This window comes from Methylobacterium sp. D48H, from assembly GCF_053345715.1.
The window spans coordinates 1-253 of the sequence record NZ_JBKFAP010000242.1; the positions used below are offsets into that span (position 1 = coordinate 1).

The following is a 253-nucleotide window of genomic DNA, read 5'->3' on the forward strand; positions in this document are numbered from 1 at the left end:
CTCTCCAGCAGGGCGACCGCTTCGCGTTTGAACTCGGGCGTGAACTCGCGTCTCGTCTTCGCCATCCGACACCTTCCCCGCTCAGCATGAGCGTATCAGAGGTGTCCGCGATGCCGAGGGAGGATCATCTTGTGGAGCTGGCGCGCCGGTACGGGCGCTACGGCTACCGGAAGATCGGCGCGCTGCTGAAGGCGGCCGGCTGGTTGGTCAACGACAAGCGGGTCGAGCGGATCTGGCGGCGCGAGGGGCTGAA

At 66.4% G+C, this 253-nt stretch carries 1 pseudogene; it reads left to right on the forward strand.

Going from position 1 to position 253, the window contains the following annotated elements:
* Window positions 1-134: 134 nt before the first annotated feature.
* Window positions 135-253 (forward strand): annotated as a pseudogene (locus ACLBX8_RS32320) (IS3 family transposase); the annotation flags it as partial.